Source organism: Povalibacter sp. (assembly GCF_036520495.1).
In the GTDB taxonomy this organism is placed as follows: Bacteria; Pseudomonadota; Gammaproteobacteria; order Steroidobacterales; family Steroidobacteraceae; genus Steroidobacter.
The window spans coordinates 37682-54644 of record NZ_DATDJO010000057.1; the positions used below are offsets into that span (position 1 = coordinate 37682).

A 16963-nucleotide genomic window follows, 5' to 3' on the forward strand; every position below is an offset into this window, starting at 1 on the left:
TGTGCGAATCTCATCCTGCGCGAGACACAGCGGGCCAGATCCGGAGACCTTTTCGAGGCCTCCCAGACCGATTGACTGCGATTCTAAATACGAATCATTCACATTGCCAATAGCATTGCAGACGAATCATCCATTCCCTGACCGTCGCTGCGAGGCGATCATCCGACGTCGAACTGGAAGCAAACAGACAAGTAGAGAGGACCGGCGTGCCTGCTGAACCGACGTACTTCGAAGACACCAAGGCACTGCGGAAGTGGTTCACCGGAAACGCAGCGAGCGCCAGGGTTCTCCACGCCGGCTTCATGAAGACCAGTTCCGGAACACCGAGCATCACGTGGCCGGAAGCCGTAGATGAAGCGCTCTGTGTCGGCTGGATCGATGGTGTTCGCCATCGAATCGATGCGGAGCGCTACACGGTCCGGTTTACGCCGCGAAAGCCCGGCTCGCACTGGAGCGCAATCAACATCAGGCGCGCCACCGAACTGGAGGCTGCAGGCCGCATGAAGCCGGCGGGCCTGGCGGCATTTGCCAGGCGCACTGAAGCCAGGTCCATGACTGCTTCCTATGAACAGACAACTGTCCCGGAATTCAGCCCGACCGAAATCAGGCTGTTCAAGAAGCGCTCAGCAGCCTGGACCTTCTACGAGGCTCTGCCACCCGGCTACAGGAAGAAGCTCATCTGGTGGGTGGTGAGCGCCCAGCAGGCAGCAACCCGCAGCAATCGCCTCTCGCAATTCATCGAGGCCTGCGCTCAGGGCAAGCGCCTGTGAGAGCCTGGGACCTATCCATGCCCGCTCGCAGCGACCACGCGACTACCTGGAGTACAGATCGATGATCGCCTCGATCGCATCCGCGCACACATCGCAGAAGTGATCGGTGCGACTGAACATGATGCATTGCATCTGCGAGCGGTAATAACCGGACGCCTGGTAGTTCGCGCCTTCGAAAGCGCCAATGCGGTCGCTGAACTCTTTGTTCGCCAGAAGCTTGTCCGTGAAGTCACGCTCGCGCCGGAACAACGCATTCATTTCTGATTCGGGTTTGTTGGCTGCACGCAGCTGGCTGCGTTCCTTCTGATAGGCGCGCTGATACTTTTCGAACTCTGCTTTCGGCCAGGGCGTAGGCAGCGGTGTGCCCTGCTTCACCTTGCCCAGCCATTTGAGGCGCGATGGATCGTGCAGAGCAGTCACGTTCGGCTCCCAGGGTTCGGGACGCGCCGTGCCGGACTGATACGCGACGGGCGAGGTGTAGTACTCATCGGCGAGCGCGGCAAAGTGATGGCCGAACTCGTGAATGAAGAGGTACTCCGCCCACTCGCTCCCGGCAGCGGCCGTACTGAACTGGCCGAAGATGCCGCCACCGCCATAGGTCTCGTTGTTGAACAGGATCTCGACGAACTCGTACGGCGCGAACTGCGCGATATCGCGGAAGGCCCGATTGTCGAGCGTCAGCGCATAGCGCTCTCTGCCGAAGATGTCGTAGCGCGTGCCGAGCGCCGACCAGCGATAAGCGCCCGTGGATGGCCGAGAAATACCGGATTGCGGTGTCGCCACCATCAATGCCCAGACATTGAAGTCGTCGGCACGCTCGCGGAAAGGCGTGGTTGCGAACAGGCGATCGCTCAGACGTTTCGCGTCCGCCGTGAACTTGCCAGCTTCGGCAGCCGTGTAGCCATCGCCCAGAATGAGCAGGTCCACTTTCCGTTCGGATGGACCGTTGTGACGGATCGCGATGGGCTGTGCCGGCGCCGGCCCGGTCTTGCGCTCGATGTCTGGCGCTGACGGATCGACGTCGATGCTCCACACGACCGAGAACGCATTGCGCTCATCGCGCGAGAGCACGCGCACCCGGACCGGCTTCTCCGGCAGCGGCAAGCGCAACGATTCCTGGAACGCGCGACTCAGCTTCTGGGCCTCTTCGGTCGTGCGCCATTCCGCAAAGACAGTGCTGAAGCCGCGCGAATACAGCACGGTGCCATCCGCCGGATCGACGACCTCGAACAGGTTGGCGCCGCGATTCGTGGCATCGATCGGTCGCGCCGGATTGCCCGGCCACGGCTGCGGCTCGATCACGAGACGGTCGAGGGCATAGTTCTCGACCAGTGCATTGCCGGAATGGACGTAGTCCAGCCGCAGGGTCGACGCAGCCTGTGAAACCCCAACCCACAGCACCAGAGCGAACGACGCCAGTGCGACCTCTCTGATGAAGGAAGTCATGTCGCCGGGCACTGATCGCTGTCCAGCGAAGACTCGACCGGTGTGGTTGCGTCGGGAGGCGGAAAGGCGGTCCTGAAGGTGAAGACGAACCCGGTCGGACCATACTGCCTCAGGTGTTCGAGTCGGCCGACCGCCTCCTCCAGGGTCGGATGATGTCCGCGGTGAACCCACCATAACGCCATGTGCATCTCGTACATGCGGTCGAACCATTCGCGGCGCCGACGCATGATCTCGGTGTGCGCCGAGCGGTACACATAGGCATTCAGCGACTCGATGCCTTTCCACACCGACATGTTCACGATCACGTTGTCGCCCAGGGGGCGCAGCGAGGTCGCATCGTTACCCTCACCCTTGAGTCGCCACACGAATCCCGGCGACTGCTCGGCCAGCTCATTGATGCGATCGAGATTGGCGACGAAGTCGGCCATGACGGGCGAATCGAGCGGCTCTTTCATGGCCGCAATGTTGATCTGTGCCAACTGAAACGCGGTCATGAAAACCTCCGGTAAGAATACGAATGCAGTCTGCTCGCAACGTCGTTGGAGCGTCAAACGCGCACGACGCGGAAATGCGTCACGCTTCGACGCCCACGAGTGTGAACTGCATTCACCAACGTCCGTGATGAAGGGGATGTGCCTGGAGCATTCCGGGAAAATCTGATCACTTCCGTACATAAGACAGGCATACTTCGGCGATCCCATTATTCAAACTCAGAGCGGAACATGCGATCGACTGTCGGAGTAACGGCACTGGCCACACTCGTCCTCGCAACCTTCACCGCTCACGCCAGTACCGGCACGACTGCGTCGACAGCCACAAAGCAGACCGCTTCGAAGTCCGCTTCGGTCGCTCCGTCCGCCGCCAAACCAGCCGCGGCCAGCAAACCTTCCTCATCGACTGCGTCAACGAAGGCGAAGGCAACGGCCAAAGCCAAAGGCCCAGTGAAGGCCGCCAGGCCCTTCGCCTCGCTCAAGACCGGTGACGGTCGTCGCGGTCCGGAGATCCGTTCCAGCGCCGTGCTCGTGATCGATGAATCCGATTCGTCGATCCTGCTGTCACGCAACGCCGATGTCGCCGCGCCGATTGCCTCGATCACCAAGCTCATGACCTCGCTGGTGGTGCTGGAGGCCAATCTGCCGCTGGAAGAAATCATCACTATCTCCAGGGCGGATCGCGATATCGAGAAAGGCGCGCCATCACGACTGACCCTTGGCGCTGAACTGACGCGCGGCGAACTCATCCACCTCGCGTTGATGTCGTCCGAGAATCACGCAGCACATGCGCTGGGCCGTACGTACCCTGGCGGGACGGATGCGATCCTCGATGCCATGAACGCGAAGGCCAAGGCGCTCGGCATGAAGCGCACGCATTTCACTGACACGAGCGGCCTCTCCGCCGGAAACATCGCCAGCGCCGAAGACCTGAGCAAGCTCGTCATCGCAGCCTCGCAGAATCCGCTCATCGAAAAATATTCGACCGATCCCGACGAGACCCTCATGGTCGGCCGTCATCCGGTCGAGTACCGCAACACCAATGGCCTGGTTCGCAAGCCCGAATGGGACATCCGCGTGCAGAAGACGGGTTACACGCAGGCGGCTGGCCGTTGCCTGGTCATGAAGACGTTCATCGACGATCGCCCGATCGTCATGGTGCTGATGAATTCCTTCGGCAAGTACACACGGACTGCCGACGCCATCCGCGTACGCCGCTGGATGGAAACCGCGCTGGATCAGGCGCAATTGGCGGGAAGCCGCTGACCTCCACCCCAACACATGGAGATCGCCCTCCTTTGTGTACCTCCCTTGCTTCTGTTACCCGCCGAAACCACACGCCCGGGCATACAAGAATTCCGTCATGACGGGTGACTCGGCTACGGACGGCGCTTAATCTCGACGCGCCCTCCAGTCATTCGAGAACCGTCATGACCAGAAAAACAGCGAACGATTTTCCACCCGAAGTTCTGGGCCTCTTCGACAAGTACGTGCACGGGCAGATTTCCCGCCGCGGCTTTCTCGACGGCGCCGCGAAGTTTGCGATTGGCGGATTGACCGCGGCCGGACTGCTCGAAGCACTGAGTCCGCAGTTCGCCCACGCGCAGCAGGTCGAGCCGACCGACGCGCGCCTCAAGACGGAGTGGATCGAGATTGCGGCGCCGGGTTACGGCAAAGTTCGCGCCTATAGCGCACGCCCCGCGGATGCGAAGGGCAAGCTGCCGGTGGTCCTCGTCGTTCACGAGAACCGCGGCCTCAATCCCCACATCGAGGACATCACCCGCCGTGTGGCGCTCGATAATTTCATCGCGGTAGCGCCCGACGCCCTCTTCCCGCTCGGCGGCTATCCTGGCGACGAGGACAAGGCACGCGAATTGTTCGGCCAGCTCGACCAGGCAAAGACGCGCGAAGATTTCGTCGCGACTGCGGATTACTTGAAAAAGCTGCCCGCGGGCAATGGCAAACTCGGTGTAGTCGGCTTCTGCTACGGCGGTGGGGTCGCCAACTTCCTCGCAACGCGCGTACCGGATCTGAATGCCGCGGTTCCGTTCTACGGCAGTGGTGCGGCCATCGAGGACGTGCCTAGGATCAAGTCACCCCTGCTGATCCAGTTTGCCGAGAAGGACGATCGCATCAACGCCGCGTGGCCCGCCTATGAAGCCGCATTGAAGAGCGCCGGCATCAAGTACGAAGCCCACCTGTATCCAGGCACGCAGCACGGCTTCAACAACGACACGACGCCTCGCTACGATGAAGCCGCCGCGAAACTCGCCTGGCAACGAACGATCGCGTTCTTCAATCAACAGTTGCGGGCGTAGTCGCAGACATCACAGGAATTCATTGCGGGCACGGACGCCCGCAACGGTCACATGAGAGAGCACAAGACTCTCGTTCGTGCTGAGCTGGCTGACCTCACCCCGCCCGTCCTGGGCCGCTCGAAGGGCCGGATCTCCACCGCCCGTCGCAATACGCCCACGTCCCCGCTGAAACTCTGGCGCATGGAAGTCAGGTGGTGCCATGCTTTTGGAGTTCAGGGGAATTCAACCAACAGGGGATGATTTCATGAGAACGCAGATACTCGTTGCGACCATCGCATTGGCTCTCTTTGCCTGCTCGAAACAGACACCCCCGCCACAAACGACCGAATCGCCGCCCGCAGCCAGTACGGCGCAGCCGACCTCGAGCGAAAAACTCGACGCCGTGCTCGCAGCACAACCGGATGCCGACAAGGCGCGCTATCCGCACCGGCACCCCAAGGAGACGCTGACATTCTTCGGCGTCGAGCCCGGCATGACCGTGGTCGACACGCTGCCGGGCGATGTCTGGTACACGGGCATCCTGCTCGACTACCTGGGTCCCGACGGCAAGGTCATCGCCGCGGACTACTCCGCTGACATGTGGACGCAGTTTGGCGACTACTCCCCCGATCCCAAGGAGAAGGCGAACTGGCCTGCCGACTTTGTCGCGAAGGCGGCAGCAAAGCGCGGTGCCGACGATGCGCAGATCGCCGCGTTCCAGTACGGCTCGGTTCCCGATGACCTGGCCGGCACGGCCGATGTCGTGCTGGAGATCCGCGCGCTGCATCACTTCAATCGCCTGGAAGGCAAAGGCGGCTACCTCACCCAGGCGCTCGCCGACATGCACAAAGTCCTGAAGCCCGGCGGCATCGTGGGCGTAGTCGCGCATCGTGCGCCCGAAGCCAATTCGGACGCGTGGGCGATCGGCGAGGCCGGCTATCTGAAGCAATCAGCCGTGATCGCCGCCTTCGAGAAGGGCGGCTTCGAACTGGTGGAATCCAGCGAAATCAATGCGAATCCGAAGGACCAACCCACCGAAAAGGACTTCGTCTGGCGCCTGCCGCCCGCGCTCGCGACCAGCCAGGGCAATGCCGAACTGAAGGCGCAGATGGAAGCGATCGGCGAGAGCGACCGCATGACACTCAAGTTCCGCAAGAAGGCGTGACGCCTGCGGCGAGGGGCGGGCATGCCTCGCTCCTCGCCGGTCCTTCCGTTACTTACTCACTCCCCGCCGGCCCAGACGTGCCCGCAGCTCTGCAAATTTGCAGGGCTCTACTCCTCTGCGAAGTGCCTGGCCGGGCAATGGTGGCGCGGACCTGCCTCAGCGCGCGGGCCTGAAAACAGCCGCGTCGTCGTAAAAGCCCGGCTCTTCGTTGGCGCTCCACCATCCGGGGATGCCGAGGACCGGCAGCGGCAGAAATGGTCTGGCGAGCAACCGCTCCGTCGTGAGGCTCGCGGTGAGCGCATCGTCAGTCAGCTGACCGACCACCCAGACATGCGCAGTGATCGCCTTGCGCGGCTGCAGCAGTTTCTCCATCAAGGCGTGACCGAAAACCATCAGGCGCGCCGACTGCCACTGTTCGCGCCGCGTCACGAAAAGCGTATGCCAGTCGCGCCGGCGCAGAGCGTCCACCAGTTCCTCTGGAGCCTGCAGCATCGCGGCATTCTCATCGAACAGAGTAAGAGCGTCGCGCAGCGTGCCACGCGGTCCGGACGATCCACGCAGCGCCAATTGCTCAGCCTGCAGCAGATTCAATCGCCGCTTGGTTCGGGGCCAGGCGAGCCACATGAGTCCGTTGAACAGATCGTGTGGATTATCGCGGGTGGGAACGCAGGAGGTACGAGCGATAAACGCTTCGTACGCCTCGCCAGCCGGAAGGTCCGCCTGGTCGACGAAGCGCACCGTGATCACGTCATTGTCCGCTGCCGCATTCAGGGTACCGGCCACCGATTGCGACGCCCCGCCCTGCAACAGTCGCCGCGCCAGCGTCAGGTACGGTGACATCCAGGGCGGCGGATGTTGCAGTATCTGAGCGAGCTGGGCCATGCCGACGTTGATCTCTCCCGCCACTACGCCGCTTCCACCCGATGTTCGTAGTACGGTGCTTGCCGCTCGCTGAGGATGTCCTGCAGTTCGTGCTTCGGACGCGCGTTCGGCGTGAGCCACCGCTCGACGTTGTCGAGCTGCAGATTGACGATCACGCGGTCGTGCCCCGCGGCGCGCACTTCCGCGGGCGGTTCATCGGTGATGGCAGCAAACGACAGCAGCGTGTCGCCCCGTGGATCGCGCCATTCGCCGAACATGCACGCGACCAGCATCCGCTGCGCCGGTCGCGGTATGAAATGCAGGACGACGTTGCGGCCTTCCCGCTCCACGTTCTCGAAGAATGAATCGACCACCATCAGTGCATGCGTACGGCCGAACTCGTTACGCCAGAATTTTTCCAGATTGTCGCGGCGCGCGTTGTACAACCCGGGAAACTGACGATCGACACTGGCGGCTGCGCCCCGCTGCCGCAGGTGATAACGCGCCAGCCTGACGATGTTGCAGCCATTCTCCCTGACGATGATGGGACCGTGGGTCAGCGGAAAAATACGGGCATCCTCGGGATGTGGCTGCGTGCCCTTCAGCAATGACAATTTCTGCAGCGCGCCGTCGATCTTGCCGGTGGCGATGCGCTGTTCATTGCGTGCGCTCTTCGTCTCCTTGACCTGGAGCCTGCGCTGCGCATCGGCAAGCCGCCGCTTCTGCGCGAACGCCTCCTGCTCGAACCGGGTGATCTGCGCCTGTCGGTGCTGGTCGATCAGCAGCCGGATCCGCTGCTGTTCCGCATTCACTGGATCGTCGAAGTTGCGCTCGAAGCCGCGCGGGATTCTCACGTTCCGGTCGGCGACGCGCTGACGGAAGACCCCTTCGATCTGGGCATAGTCGGGCCTCGCTCCCTGCTCGCGCAGATAGTCATTGAGGCTCTGGAGTACGTTTGCGGAATAGCACATGGCACGCCGGATCATCTCAACGTCGTTGCGAGCGGACAAGCGGCGGCCGCAATCGCTGGTTCGGATCGACTCGCAGCAACAGTCATTCGTTTCGTCGCATTCGGCGCAATCTTTGCGACCGCACCCCGTCTACACCGCTCCCAGACGATCTGGGTTCCTTCCGTCAGATCCTGTGCATCGCAGGATCGTCTCCCCCTGCGGATATTTTCCGGGACAATCGCGCGCCTATGCCTGCCCTCTCGCCTGAATCCACCCCCGCGACGTCCGCCGATGCCGGTTTCTGGCGCATCGTGTGGCTTGCCCTCCAGGGCAAGCAATATGACTACACGACCGAGTCGCCGAATCGCGCCGTCCTGTTGCTGGCCGTGCCCATGGTCCTGGAAATGGTCATGGAGTCGCTGTTCGCCGTGGTCGACGTCTTCTGGGTCTCGCGGCTGGGCCGCGATGCTGTGGCAGTGATCGGGCTGACCGAATCGGTCATGTCTCTTATATATGCAGTTGCCATCGGCATCTCGATCGCCGCCACCGCTATCGTCGCGCGGCGCATCGGCGAGAAGGACCCGGAAGCGGCATCGGCCGCTGCGGGACAGATTTTGCTGCTCGGGGCCGGCGTATCGATGGCGATCGGCATCGCGTTCGGGTTTTACGCAGCGGACGTGCTGCGCCTCATGGGCGCCAGCGACAACGTCGTCGCGATGGGCAGCGACTTCGCCCGCATCATGCTCGGCGGCAACATCACGGTGTTTCTCATCTTCCTCATCAACGCGATTTTTCGCGGTGCGGGAGATGCGGTGCTGGCGATGCGCACCCTGTGGCTGGCGAATGCCCTGAACATCGTGCTGGGCCCCTTCTTCATTTTCGGCTGGGGCCCTTTTCCGGAAATGGGTGTGACCGGTGCTGCCGTCGCTACCAACATCGGCCGCGGCGTCGGCGTGCTGTACCAGCTCTGGCACCTGAGCGGCCACAACAGTCGCGTGCGCGTGCGGCCGCGTCATCTGAAACCGCAGCTTCGTGCGCTGCAGACGATCATCGATACGGCCTGGAGCGGGGTGGCGCAGCTGCTCATCAGCACCACCAGCTGGGTCGGGCTGTTCAAGATACTGGCGCTGTTCGGCAGCGCGGCGCTGGCCGGATTCACGATCGCCATCCGCATCGTGATGTTTGCCTTGATGCCGGCGTGGGGTCTGGCGAACGCCGGGGCAACACTGGTCGGTCAGAATCTCGGTGCGCAGCAGCCGCAGCGCGCTGAAGAAGCTATCCGGATCGCGGCGCGCTACAACGTGATCTTCCTTGCCATCCTCGGCGCTTTGTTCATCGCGCTGTCCGGCCGCCTGGTGCGGATGTTCACCACCGACGCCGATGTGATCGCCTATGGCACGCAGGGGCTGTGGATCGTCAGTCTCGCCTTTCCCCTGTATGCAGCCGGCATGTGCCTCGAAGCGGCATTCAACGGCGCCGGCGATACGCGGACGCCGACGCGACTGAATTTCTTTTGCTTCTGGCTGGGACAGGTGCCGCTGGCCTGGGTACTGGCGGAGACCTTCGGACTCGGTCCGCTCGGCGTGTTCATTGCCGTGCCCGTGTCTTTCACGGTGCTGGCGCTGTGGAGCGGAGTGCTGTTCCGTCGTGGCAAGTGGAAGGAACAGCGGCTCTGAGAAAGAAGGGATCAACTCGACGGAGGACACGGGGAGCACCCGGTCGAAACGAAAGGCAGCGTCGTGCTTCTCTCTTCTACCCCGTGTCTACCCCGTGCCCCCCGTGGAAACTTTTCTTGCGGATTTAGTCCTGCAGCCTGAAGCTGACGCGCACTCGCACAGGTCGCATCGTCGCCGGATCGGCAAGCGGCTGCGGCTCATAGCGCCATTGCTTCGCAGCAGCGACCGCCGCGCGCTCGAAAAAGCGACCATTCTCGGCCGACGTCACTTGCGCACTCGACACCTGGCCGGCAGCGGTGACCGCGAGCGTCAGATCGACCCAGCCCTGCACATTGCGTTCGCGCGCGTCTTTCGGGAAATCCGGCTGCACCATCTTCACGAGTTTCGGACCGGCACCCGCTGCTGACTGGCTCGCCGCCGGCTGGCTTGCTGACGAATCCGAATGCGAATTCCCCGCGGAAGCTGCTGCCAGACCTGCTGCCGCAGCAGGCACCATGGCGGTTGACGGCAGCACGCTACCCGGATCGATCGCTGCACCGGACCCCGACACTGCTGCAGGCATTGCCGCAGGCGGCTCACCCAAAGATGCGGGCGCTGGCGGTCCCATATCCAGTGGACTCTTCATGGCACTGTTACTGACGAACGCCGTCCCGGTCACCGCCGCGCTCTCCTCCGCCATCGGCACCGTTGCACGGAGCGGCGCTTTGCTCGACGTCTGCTTCGGCTTCTGCTCGACAACGGCTGGCGGTGGCGCCTGCAGAAGTGCGATCTGCTTCGCCTGCTCCTGGCGAAGCTCGCTGTCCAGCATTACCAGCCGCCGATTGTCAGGACTGATCCGGCGCAGCCGTTCGAGCCCGATCCCCGCCTCCGCCAGACGCCCGTCGACGATGGCCAGCTTCACGTCCTCGACCATCCGGTCTGCAACCGTCTCCATCCCACGCCGCGCATCGGCATTGGCGGGGTCGAGCGACAACACCACGCTGTAGTAATGCAAGGCGCTGCTTTCCGGTGGATCGACATAGCGGCCACCGTCGATCGCCTGCCGACCCGCGGTCAGATTGGTCGCGATCACCTGGCGCGGATCGATATCGGGAACCCGCGACTGCATCGTCCACCACACCGCGAGACCAACGATGACCGCAGCCGCCGCTGCAATCAGCCAGACACTCGATGACGGACCGAAACGTGATGGCGCTGTCGATACCAATGACGCAGCAGCCCGCGGCTCGACCAGAACCGATGCCAGCGCCACCCGGGTCTCTTCCTGCGCAGGATCAGCCGCCTTCATTGGCGGCGAAATCGACGCCTCCGGTTTCTTCGCAGCGGGTGCCGACGGCATCGGGACCACGACGGGGTCCCCCGATTGCATGTCATGCGGCCCGGGTTGCGGCGCCGTGGCTGCACGGCGCGCGCGGTACTTGAGGGACTGATATTCACTGGCGGCAGAACGGATCACGAGCCGCGCCAGCGCTGGCGTCACCGGCTTGAGCATGAAGCGCTCGACGACGGCGGACGACAACAGACCGATGAGCGCGTTGTCGTCGCCGCGGCTGCCCACTGCAATGGTGATGGCTGCCGGATCGTAAACCCGCATCTGCTTGCCGATCTGCACCAGCGCCTGCTGCGTCAGCGCCTGATCGGTGATCAGGATGCCGCACTTGCCATCCGCTGCCAGCTGCGTGGCCTCATCCATCGACGACGCGACCGATACCGGATGCTGATTCCCGGCCGCCGCACGTATTGCTTCGCACAATTCCTGATCGGTCGATTGGACCGTAATGGTGATGGGTGAGGGCACGACCGCCTGAAGCTGTGGCTGCGCAGGCCGTTCCGAGCGGCGTTGATGACGCAACCTGGTGTCGAACTCGACTGTGTTCATGGGCTGGCACCCCAGTCCGCGACCTCCGTGTCGCGGAAACTCTGACATGTGAGAGAGGGTGCCGAACGTTAGCTGAGTCAGGCGTGCTGAAAAATTGGTCTGAAGGCGTAGGAGATCAGGGACTTACCGGCAAATCTCAGACATAGGTGATCCAGCAGCGAATGATGTTCGAGAAAGAAGCTTTCCTGGCGTCGAAATCGGCCGCGTCTTTGAACACGATCGTCGCCCGGTCGCGGGCGAGCCACTTCAGAAGCTTCTCGGGATCGTCTATCCGCAGGCCATCGGGCGCAATGTCTCTGACCTTGGCGCCGAGGTGAAGAATTACGCCAACGCCGCTCTTCTCCCGCAGGTTAGTCGTTGCGAAGTACTCAGTAGTGCGAAAGCTGGGCGCGTTCCATTTGATGCCTTCGGCGATACTCGGATCGGCGCCCAGGATCCAGTCTCGGATGGCCTGGATCTCGTCTTTGGATTTGTGCTCCAGAGTCGACATGAACTCGTCCACTGCTTTCGTCGAGTCAGCGATGGATGAATGAGCGGGAGACTTCTGCTTTCGGGACCTCACAACATTCTCCTTGTCATACCATCGGGCGATCTGACACGACTCACGCCCTTCAGTGGACGAGCCGTAAAAAAAGCCAGCCCGGGCGCCATGGGATTCGACATCATTCTTTCCCCAGCCGTCGAAGCTATGATCATAGCCGGCCAATGAAACCCTTGAAGACGTGAGTCCGTGACTTGAACCCATTGGATACCTATCGCGCCCGCCTGCAGCAACACGAGCAACGTACCGCGGCGTTCGAGCGCACACAGGATCGGCTGGGGTCGCTGCGCATCGTGCTGTTCCTTGCCGCCATGGGCACAGCCTGGTGGCTGTTGAGCCGTGACACTCATTCGCTGTGGTGGCTGTCGTTACCCGTCGCGGCGTTCCTTGCAGCGGTAGCCTGGCATGGGCGCATCCGGCGGCGTTCCATCCTGTCGCAGCGGGCGGTAACGTTCTATCGCGCCGGCATTGCGCGACTGGAGGACCGCTGGATGGGTGCCGGTCAGCAGGGCGAGCGATTCAACGATCCGCATCATGTGTATGCGGCGGACCTGGATCTGTTCGGTCATGGCAGCCTGTTCGAACTGCTGTTCACCGGCCGCACCCGAATGGGTGAGGAATGTCTCGCTCGATGGTTGCTCGCGCCTGCAGGACTGCAGGAAGTCCGCGCCCGTCAGGAGGCGACCACGGAGCTGCTCGACCGCCTCGATCTGCGCGAAGACATCGCGGGTCTCGGTGCCGACGTCCCCGTCGGAGTGCAGCCGCAGGCATTGATCGAATGGGCCGAGTCACCGAATCGCCTGACACCGCGCTGGCTGTTGCCGATGGCGTTCGTGCTGCCTGCGCTCGCCATCGCCGGCGCCTATGCCTGGTATCGCTGGGGACTCATTTCGGCGCTCCTGCTCGTCCTGATCGCCGAGGGCGGCGTCATCCGGCTGTTCAAGAAGGAACTGCAGCAGGCGATGCAGAGCACCGAGCAGGCCTTCGAGGATCTGAAACTGCTGGCGGGATTGATCGAACGCATCGAGCGCGAACCAGTGCAGTCGGCGCGCATGAGCGAACTCAAGCAGCAACTTTCCTCGCACTCTGTTGCCGCATCGGCCGCCATGTCGCGGCTCGCCACCATCGTGCAATGGATCGAGTCGCGCCGGAATCCGCTGATGCAGCTGCTCGGCCTGCCGCTGCTGTATCCGCTGCATGTCTCCCTGGCCGCGGAACGCTGGCGTAACGATCACGGCAAAGCCGTTCGCACGTGGCTCGGAGCGATCGGCGAAGTCGACACGCTGCTTTCCATCGCCACGTACCGCTTCGAGCATCCGCACGATTCGCTGCCGGAGTTTACCGATGGTCCTGCGAGCGTACGTGCATCGCAGCTCGGACATCCGCTGCTGCCGGCAACGCGCTGCGTACTCAATGACGTCGCCATCGTGGACCCCACGCGTGTGCTCCTGATCAGCGGTTCCAACATGTCCGGCAAGAGCACCTTGATGCGCACGATCGGCATCAACGCTGTCCTGGCGATGGCTGGCGCTCCAGTACGCGCTGCATCGTTTGAACTCACGCCGCTGCAGGTGGGCGCGAGCATTCGCGTCAACGACTCGCTGCATGAGGGCAGCTCGCGTTTCTACGCGGAGATCACGCGACTGCGGCAACTGCTCGACCTGACACGCCAGCCGCTGCCACTGCTGTTCCTTCTGGACGAGCTGCTGCAAGGAACGAATTCAAAGGACCGCCGCATCGGCGCCACCGGCGTACTGCGTGGGTTTCTCGACCGCGGCGCCATCGGGCTGATCAGCACGCACGACCTGGCGCTCATCGACATCGACACCGCCGGCAGTGCGCGACTGCGCAACATGCATTTCCAGGATGAGCTGATCGATGGCCGGATGAAGTTCGATTACACGCTGCGCGACGGCGTGGTCACGCGCAGCAATGGCGTGGAACTGATGCGGTCGATCGGACTGGAAGTTTGAAGAAGCCACCAGGCCCTGGCCGCCAGCCGGAAGGCGAGAGAAGATCCGTAGCAGCGTCCTTCTCTGGCTAGTTACCAGCCGCTTCTTTCTCCATCCACTCCGCCACGTGCGCCTGCAGCTGCGGAAAGAATTCCGCAAAGTCCGCCGCAAAGCCAGCCTCCTCCGCGCTCAGTAGCGGAACGCTGTCCTGCAGGGAGAATGGCCGCCGCCACCGCTTCTCGAGATAGGTCGATATGCGCCGCAGCGCGTGCTCCACTCCCGCCAGCTCGCGATACGAAGCCAGCAAGTCGAACCGGACGATGCGATCGAGCGTCATCCGGGCGTCCGGGGGCAGCGGCAATGTCGTCACTCGCGCGCCCGCGTAGAACCCCTGAACGAACTCCTGTAGCGGTTGCGAGGAGTAGTGCTGCCACTGGTTGGCGAGCAGGTAGTCGTAGAACACATCGATCAGCACGCCGCTGAAGCGACGATACTCAGCCCCCACTCGCGCGCGACCGCGACGCACGACGGGATGCGAGTCAGTGAATGCGTCGATGGCTTTGTGGCACGCCGCACCGCGCTGGAAGTCCGCACTCATCAGGATGCGATCCTCGCCCCTGACCAGGTCTGCAAGCAGGTTGCCGAGCTGGAAATCGACGGTCGGCTCGGACAGCAGTGTGTGTGCGAGCCAGTTCATGACGCGGTCGCCGTTGACGGCGAGGTCATCGCGGACGGATCTGCCATGAGACGGTTCGACTCCCGCATTGCGCTTCGCTCTACATGCAACTGCGCCGATGTTGCCAGAAGATTGGCTTCGGGTCGCGAATCAGTCCCGCGTCATCGTGCAACTCATGAGCAGATGCTTTGGCTGCACGCCGTGATCTTCCATGATCCGGAATCGCACCTCTGCCGGGAATGCGCCACTTGAAGAAAGTTTGATTAATTCCAGATTCGTCATTCCCGTGACCAACGGGAATCCCACGTGGCGCAGGCGGTGACCGTAGGAAAGCCCTTGGGGGGAATCTATCCGAATCAACCAGATGGACTCTGACCAAAGGAAACCCCGCGGGGCCGCCTGCGCGGGAATGACGGATTAATCAGAGATTCCTTGAGTCATGCGGGCGTCGCCGCGCCCATCAATCCGCGCAGCGAGATGCCATGGTGAGCGGCCCGGTTGCGAATGGCCGATTCGGTGCGGCACAGAAGTTTCGCGATATCGCGCACCGAGGTGCAGGCATCGGCCAGTGTCCGCAGTCGCTGCACTTCGCGGCCGGACCACGAACTCACCGCGGCGGGCACGACAAATTCTTTCGACATCGCTGTTTCCTGATCGCGGAGCATCATGTGCCCGGAGTCGGACGACCCCTAGGGCTGGGCTGCAAGTTCCGGTGGCAGCGGCGCGTTGGGATACCAGTATCTCAGATGACAACTCTCGCAGGCTTCATCGAGCTGGCCGCCGGCCTTCACCAATGCATCGGTGTCCCTTGCATCGATTGCCCCCAGGATCAGCGCGGCGGCGCCATGCAATTCTCGCGCATGCGACAGGTAAGCGTCCCGGTCGGCATCGATGGCGTTCTGGATTTCCTGTCCCGAAGAGATTCCTGGTACGTGCGCGTCTTCGAGGGTGTGCCCTTCCGACACGACACGTCGCCCATCCACGGCCAACAGATTCGCGGACTCGACCAGACGAATGGCTGCATGACGCAGCTCCAGCCATTCCGCATCCGTCTGCGGGCGATGCTCGACTGTGCCTTCCGCGGTTACTTCGGTGCTGACTGCTTCCCAGAGCAGATCCGCGGCAGGATCGACCTGCGCATTCATGATCTCCTGGATACTGGCTGTCGGGATGAATACCGACGAAGACGCAGGAGGCGACTGCCGAGAACAGGCAGTGATTGATGCCAGCGCGACCAGCGCCATCAGAATGACAGGCTTCATGACGGCGAGTCAGGTGAAGCCGATCATGCGGCCGGCGAGACCAATACCGAACCATACGACGAGCGATACTCCGACCGTCGTGCGCGCCAGCACCGGGTTCGGCGACTCGCTGGCGGCCACGCGGCGGAACAGCGCGAACTGCAGCACGATCGCAGCGACGAACAGCAGCATCTTCAATTCAAAGGCGAACTTGTAGAAATAGAGCGTTGGTGTCGCGACGAACATGAGCGTGCCACTGAGCACCGTCAGCACCAGACCGATGTAGAAGATGCGATTGGCGTCGCGCGTCACCTCGCCTATCGGCTGATTCCTGAACACGAGATTGAGCAGTCGCAGGCTGATCAGCACCAGCGCAGCGAGCAGTGCGATGAAACCAAGCACGTGCACGACCTGCAGTCCGGCGGCGACCATGTGATCGGACTTGCTGATTGCGTGGGCAATCGGGCTGTCCTGGATGACGTTGAGAATATCGGCGATGGACATGGCGGACTGGTATCAGGACAGATAGGGAATGAGACGACCGCAGACGATCACGACCGTCCACAGACTCAAGGATGCGATGGCGGCGAACTTCGCCGCGGCCGGCAGCACTGCCTGACCATCGCGCATTTCCGTCTTCTTGGCGATGACGAATTCGAAGTACGCCGCGTTGATACCGGCGAGCAAGATGAACAGGAGCTTCCACGCGAAGACGGCGCTGGTAACCAGCGTCGATGCCCCGGCGAGAAACAGCAGACCACCGGTGATAAAAATGGTGACGAATCCGCCCAGCACCCAGGGACGCAGCTGATGCAGCACCTGCATGGCCGGCAGACGTTTCAGCACTACTCCGGCCAATCGCAGGTCGGTAATGAACAACAGACCCACCGCGATGGACAGGCCGATGAGATGCGCGCCTTCGATGAGCGGAAACGCATAGCGCGATTCCGCGATGGCGACGGCGAGCGGCCATTGTTCGATGGTTTCGGCAAATGCCACCAGGGTCGTCATGCGTTAT

17 protein-coding genes are annotated in these 16963 nt (G+C 62.4%); 6 read left to right on the forward strand and 11 right to left on the reverse strand.

All coding sequences use genetic code 11. The annotated features are described in order from the left end of the window. The first annotated feature begins 206 nt into the window (after positions 1-206). Complete coding sequence (locus tag VIZ63_RS19435) at positions 207-770, forward strand: YdeI/OmpD-associated family protein (protein ID WP_331611395.1); 564 nt, start codon at positions 207-209, stop codon at positions 768-770. A gap of 42 nt (positions 771-812) precedes the next feature. On the opposite strand, the gene VIZ63_RS19440 is transcribed toward VIZ63_RS19435, so the two are convergent. Further along, positions 813-2216 carry a M64 family metallopeptidase gene (locus tag VIZ63_RS19440; RefSeq protein ID WP_331611397.1) on the reverse strand — a complete coding sequence of 468 codons (1404 nt, stop codon included), beginning with the start codon at positions 2214-2216 and terminating at the stop codon, positions 813-815. Beyond that, complete coding sequence (locus VIZ63_RS19445; RefSeq protein ID WP_331611398.1) at positions 2213-2710, reverse strand: DUF3291 domain-containing protein; 498 nt, start codon at positions 2708-2710, stop codon at positions 2213-2215. Before VIZ63_RS19445 ends, VIZ63_RS19440 begins: the two co-directional genes overlap by 4 nt. Positions 2711-2938: 228 nt before the next feature. Here VIZ63_RS19445 and pbpG point away from each other — a divergent pair, with 228 nt between their 5' ends. The 3 genes from pbpG to VIZ63_RS19460 all read left to right on the forward strand — a co-directional run bounded on the left by pbpG (position 2939) and on the right by VIZ63_RS19460 (position 6169). Further along, on the forward strand, positions 2939-3973 hold the full coding sequence (pbpG, locus tag VIZ63_RS19450; protein ID WP_331611399.1) for a D-alanyl-D-alanine endopeptidase: 1035 nt from the start codon (positions 2939-2941) through the stop codon (positions 3971-3973). A gap of 164 nt (positions 3974-4137) precedes the next feature. Beyond that, the gene (locus tag VIZ63_RS19455) at positions 4138-5025 is read left to right on the forward strand and encodes a dienelactone hydrolase family protein (RefSeq protein ID WP_331611400.1); all 888 of its coding nucleotides are present in this window, start codon (positions 4138-4140) and stop codon (positions 5023-5025) included. A 244-nt stretch (positions 5026-5269) separates the two neighbouring features. Continuing rightward, on the forward strand, positions 5270-6169 hold the full coding sequence (locus VIZ63_RS19460) for a hypothetical protein (protein ID WP_331611401.1): 900 nt from the start codon (positions 5270-5272) through the stop codon (positions 6167-6169). A gap of 156 nt (positions 6170-6325) precedes the next feature. Here VIZ63_RS19460 and VIZ63_RS19465 read toward each other — a convergent pair whose 3' ends face one another. Next, a complete protein-coding gene (locus VIZ63_RS19465; RefSeq protein ID WP_331611402.1) occupies positions 6326-7051 on the reverse strand; it encodes a DUF3025 domain-containing protein in 726 nt (241 codons plus the stop codon). A 23-nt stretch (positions 7052-7074) separates the two neighbouring features. Beyond that, positions 7075-8001 carry an SOS response-associated peptidase family protein gene (locus tag VIZ63_RS19470; RefSeq protein ID WP_331611403.1) on the reverse strand — a complete coding sequence of 309 codons (927 nt, stop codon included), beginning with the start codon at positions 7999-8001 and terminating at the stop codon, positions 7075-7077. A 227-nt stretch (positions 8002-8228) separates the two neighbouring features. Between VIZ63_RS19470 and VIZ63_RS19475 the strand changes: the two genes are divergently transcribed. Further along, positions 8229-9656: an MATE family efflux transporter gene (locus tag VIZ63_RS19475; protein ID WP_331611404.1), complete on the forward strand. Its 1428-nt coding sequence runs from the start codon at positions 8229-8231 to the stop codon at positions 9654-9656. Positions 9657-9780: 124 nt separating this feature from the next. On the opposite strand, the gene VIZ63_RS19480 is transcribed toward VIZ63_RS19475, so the two are convergent. Together VIZ63_RS19480 and VIZ63_RS19485 are read right to left on the reverse strand one after the other, a co-directional pair. After that, positions 9781-11535, reverse strand: coding sequence for an energy transducer TonB (locus VIZ63_RS19480; protein ID WP_331611405.1), 1755 nt, complete (start codon positions 11533-11535; stop codon positions 9781-9783). 136 nt (positions 11536-11671) lie between these two features. Continuing rightward, the gene (locus VIZ63_RS19485) at positions 11672-12025 is read right to left on the reverse strand and encodes a DUF1801 domain-containing protein (RefSeq protein WP_331611406.1); all 354 of its coding nucleotides are present in this window, start codon (positions 12023-12025) and stop codon (positions 11672-11674) included. A 245-nt stretch (positions 12026-12270) separates the two neighbouring features. On the opposite strand from VIZ63_RS19485, the gene VIZ63_RS19490 reads away from it, so the two are divergent. Continuing rightward, on the forward strand, positions 12271-14049 hold the full coding sequence (locus tag VIZ63_RS19490; protein ID WP_331611407.1) for a MutS-related protein: 1779 nt from the start codon (positions 12271-12273) through the stop codon (positions 14047-14049). Between the two features lie 67 nt (positions 14050-14116). On the opposite strand, the gene VIZ63_RS19495 is transcribed toward VIZ63_RS19490, so the two are convergent. From VIZ63_RS19495 to VIZ63_RS19515, 5 genes are all read right to left on the reverse strand, one after another. Then, positions 14117-14725: an ACP phosphodiesterase gene (locus VIZ63_RS19495; RefSeq protein WP_331611408.1), complete on the reverse strand. Its 609-nt coding sequence runs from the start codon at positions 14723-14725 to the stop codon at positions 14117-14119. A gap of 416 nt (positions 14726-15141) precedes the next feature. Continuing rightward, positions 15142-15345, reverse strand: coding sequence for a hypothetical protein (locus VIZ63_RS19500; RefSeq protein WP_331611409.1), 204 nt, complete (start codon positions 15343-15345; stop codon positions 15142-15144). A gap of 48 nt (positions 15346-15393) precedes the next feature. After that, entirely contained in the window at positions 15394-15966 is a 573-nt protein-coding gene (locus VIZ63_RS19505; RefSeq protein WP_331611411.1) for a hypothetical protein, read from the reverse strand. A 9-nt stretch (positions 15967-15975) separates the two neighbouring features. Further along, entirely contained in the window at positions 15976-16449 is a 474-nt protein-coding gene (locus tag VIZ63_RS19510) for a DUF6644 family protein (RefSeq protein ID WP_331611412.1), read from the reverse strand. A gap of 12 nt (positions 16450-16461) precedes the next feature. Further along, positions 16462-16956 carry a DUF6644 family protein gene (locus tag VIZ63_RS19515; RefSeq protein WP_331611413.1) on the reverse strand — a complete coding sequence of 165 codons (495 nt, stop codon included), beginning with the start codon at positions 16954-16956 and terminating at the stop codon, positions 16462-16464. Positions 16957-16963 lie beyond the last annotated feature (7 nt).